The sequence below is a fragment of the Kitasatospora sp. NPDC059462 genome (assembly GCF_042749955.1).
In the GTDB taxonomy this organism is placed as follows: domain Bacteria; phylum Actinomycetota; class Actinomycetes; order Streptomycetales; family Streptomycetaceae; genus Kitasatospora.
The window spans coordinates 1-3,321 of sequence record NZ_JBHYUU010000032.1; the positions used below are offsets into that span (position 1 = coordinate 1).

General features: G+C 76.0%; 3 protein-coding genes. 2 read left to right on the top strand and 1 reads right to left on the bottom strand.

The window, feature by feature from the left end; genetic code table 11:
- Positions 1 to 121 precede the first annotated feature (121 nt).
- Positions 122 to 682: a heme-binding protein gene (locus ACFXAM_RS11730; RefSeq protein ID WP_380289953.1), complete on the bottom strand. Its 561-nt coding sequence runs from the start codon at positions 680 to 682 to the stop codon at positions 122 to 124.
- A gap of 287 nt (positions 683 to 969) precedes the next feature.
- On the opposite strand from ACFXAM_RS11730, the gene ACFXAM_RS11735 reads away from it, so the two are divergent.
- Both ACFXAM_RS11735 and ACFXAM_RS11740 read left to right on the top strand, forming a co-directional pair.
- Entirely contained in the window at positions 970 to 2,214 is a 1,245-nt protein-coding gene (locus tag ACFXAM_RS11735; RefSeq protein WP_380289955.1) for a sensor histidine kinase, read from the top strand.
- Positions 2,215 to 2,238: 24 nt separating this feature from the next.
- Entirely contained in the window at positions 2,239 to 2,883 is a 645-nt protein-coding gene (locus ACFXAM_RS11740) for a response regulator (RefSeq protein WP_380289957.1), read from the top strand.
- Positions 2,884 to 3,321: the final 438 nt, after the last annotated feature.

Below are 3,321 nucleotides of genomic sequence, written 5' to 3' on the forward strand. Positions count from 1 at the left end.
GCGGGTGCTCGGCGTGGCGGTGGCGGTCGGGGCCCCCCCCCGCCGCGCGGGGCCGGCCGCGCGCTCGGCGGCGGCCGGTGCTCCTCGGGGGCGCTCCTCGACGAGCGCTCCTCGGTGGGCGCTACTTCGTGAGCGCCTCGACGCCCGCCTGCGCGAACTGCTCGTCCTGGTCGCCGCTGGGCGCGCCCGCGACGCCGATGGCCGCCACCGGCGCGCCCTTGGACTGCACCGGGGCGCCGCCGGCCAGGAACAGGGTGTTCGGGATGTCCTTGAGGTTCGGGGCCTGCGCGAGGCGCTTGGCGAGCTCCGAGGTGGGCGCGTTCCAGGAGACCGCCGTGAACGCCTTGCGCACCGCCGACTCCGGCGACTGCGGGCCGGCGCCGTCGCCCTTGAGCAGCACCCGGGTGACGCCGTCGCGGTCGACGACCGCCACCGAGACGCGCTGACCGTCCTTGGCGGCCGCGTCCAGGGTGGCCTGGGCGGCCTTGGTGGCGGCCTCGATGGTCAGCCCGGTGGTCTGGGCGAGGTTCTTGTTCTGGGCGTCGGTCTTGACCGCGGCGGCGACGGCCGGGGTGTCGGTGGCCTCGGCGCTGGCCGAGACGGCACCGACGGTGGCGGCGGCCAGTGCGGCGGCGGCGACGGTACCGGTCAGCACCTTGGCGCGAACGGAGGTCTTCTTCATGGTCCGGCTCCTCGTCGGATGGCGGTGGTGGGGACGGATCCGATCCTCCGTTCCGGGCCCGGCCCGCCACATCGGCGGTCCGGACACCGCGCCCGGGCATGATGGACGACGGACCCGTCAGCCGATCGGTTGATGCGGCCCCGGACCGGACGGGTCACCATCGAAGGATCGCCGCAGCCGGGACGGTGCGGACGGACCGAACGGCCCGGACGGACCGGACGACCGGACGACCGGACGACCGGACGGCCCGAACGACCGAACGGAACGGACAGAGCGAGGAGCGGCCCGTGCACCACCCCGGCCCCTCCCCCGTCGGGCCCGCTGCCCCCGCCGCCCCGGCCTCCCCCGACCCGGACGCCGGCCGGCTCGCCGTGCTGCTCGACTCCGCCTTCCTCCTGCTGCTCGCCACCTCGCTCAGCCGCTTCCTCACCCACCACCCCGGCAACCCGCGCATCCCCTGGGTGCTCGGCCTGAGCATCGCCCTGGCCGTCGTCCAGCCGGTCGGCTCCTGGCTCGCCCACCGCCGTCCGCCCGCCCCCGGGCAGCGCCGCCACCCCTGGCCGCTGGCCGTGGTGACGGTGCTCTGGGTCGTCCTGGTGCTGATCGCCCCGAGCTTCTCCTGGTGCGCCGTCCCGCTGGTCTACACGGCCCTGCGGACGCTGCCCACGCCGGCGGCGATCCCGCTGGTCGCGGCGCTCACCCTGCTGGTGGTCGTCGGCGAGGTCCGGCTGCCGGGACCGCTGGACGCCAACCTCGTCCTGCTGCCGCCCGCCGTCGCCGCGCTGGCCACCGGCGTCTTCCTGTACATGGAGCGCCAGGCCGAACGGCAGCGCGCGCTGATCACCGACCTGGTCCGCACCCGGCGCGAACTCGCCGCCACCGAGCGGCGGGAGGGGACGCTCGCCGAGCGCGAACGGCTGGCGATGGAGATCCACGACACCCTCGCCCAGGGCCTGTCCAGCCAGCAGATGCTGCTCCAGGCCGCCGACCGCACCTGGGACGGCGATCCGGCGACCGCCCGGGGCCACGTCCGCACCGCCGCCGAGGTGGCCGCCCGGAACCTCGCCGAGGCCCGCCGCTTCGTCCACGACCTCGCGCCCGCCGAACTCGCCGACGGCCGCACCCTGGACCAGGCGCTGCGCTCACTCGCCGAACGGGAGTCCGCCGAGAGCGGGCTGCCGGTCCGCTTCCACCTGGACGGCGCGCCGGTGCCGCTGCCGGCGGCCGCGCAGTCCGCGCTGCTGCGGATCGCCCAGGGGGCGCTGGCCAACGTCCGCGAGCACGCCGGGGCCTCGGCGGCCGCGCTGACCCTGTCGTTCCTCGGCGACCAGGCCGTGCTGGACATCGCCGACGACGGCCGCGGCTTCACCCCCGCGGCCCCGTCCTCGTCCGCTCCCTCGGGGCGCGGCCACGGTCTGCCGGCCATGCGCGCCCGGCTGCGCCAGCTCGGCGGCACCCTGACCGTGGAGAGCGCCCCCGGCGAGGGCACCGTGGTCTCCGCGGCCGTCCCCCTCGCCCCCGACCGCCGCTGACCCCCAGAGTCTGGAGCCCGCCCGATGAATCCCGCCCCCGTCCCGTCCCCGGTCCGGCTGCTGGTCTGCGACGACCACGCCGTGGTCCGGGCCGGATTGCTCGCCCTGCTGGCCAGCGCCGGCGACATCGAGGTGGTCGGCGAGGCGAGCAGCGGCGAGGAGGCCGTCGACCTGGCGGCCCGGCTGGCCCCGCAGGTGGTGCTGATGGACCTCCAGCTCGGCGACGGCATCGACGGCGTGGAGGCCACCCGCCGGATCACCGCGGCCCCGGACGCCCCGCACGTCCTGGTCCTGACCACGTACGACACCGACGCCGACATCACCCGGGCGATCGGCGCGGGCGCGACCGGGTACCTGCTGAAGGCCGAGCGGCCGGAGGAGCTGTTCGCCGCGGTGCACTCGGCCGCGCAGGGGCGGACGGTGCTCTCGCCGCCGGTCGCCTCCCGGGTGATGGCACAGATGCGGGCCCCGGCGCCGCAGCTCACCGAGCGCGAGACGGACATCCTCGCGCAGCTCGCCCAGGGGCTGGGCAACCGGGAGATCGCCCGCGCGCTGTTCATCAGCGAGGCGACGGTCAAGACCCACCTGGGCCGGATCTACGACAAGTTGGGCGTGGACACCCGGGCCGGCGCGGTGGCCGTCGCCAAGGAGCGCCGGCTGCTCCGCTGAGGGGGAAGGCCGCCCGCCCCGCCGGTACCGGCATTCCGTTCGGGTCGTTCCATTCCGAACGAACGTCTTCCCGGGGTCCGCCACCCCGGGCCGGACACCCGAACCACCGGCCGCCACCAGCCCGTTCCCCGGATCTCCCGGCCACCCCTTGCCATCCGCACCCCCGTCCCCGATGGTGGGTCTTTCCGGCTGCCGAGCATTGACAAACCAACCACACGGTTTGTTACCGTGATGATCAACGACGCCCCACTTCAAAGGGGGCTTGCCGGGCCTGTGCGGATGCTCTCGCCGGAGAGCTGTGCCAGGGGGGACGGCGGGAGTCCGGGGCGATCGGGGGGAGCGGCGGAGAGCCGCGCGTCGACGCGGCGGGGGGCGGGCGCCGGGGGGGGGCCCCCCCCCCCCCCCAATTTTAAGCCCCCCCTCCACCCCCAACCCCAA

Bases quoted from the DNA above. Each gene is read 5' to 3' on its own strand.
- ACFXAM_RS11730 (WP_380289953.1), bottom strand. From the start codon at position 682: ATGAAGAAGACCTCCGTTCGCGCCAAGGTGCTGACCGGTACCGTCGCC.
- ACFXAM_RS11740 (WP_380289957.1), top strand. From the start codon at position 2,239: ATGAATCCCGCCCCCGTCCCGTCCCCGGTCCGGCTGCTGGTCTGCGAC.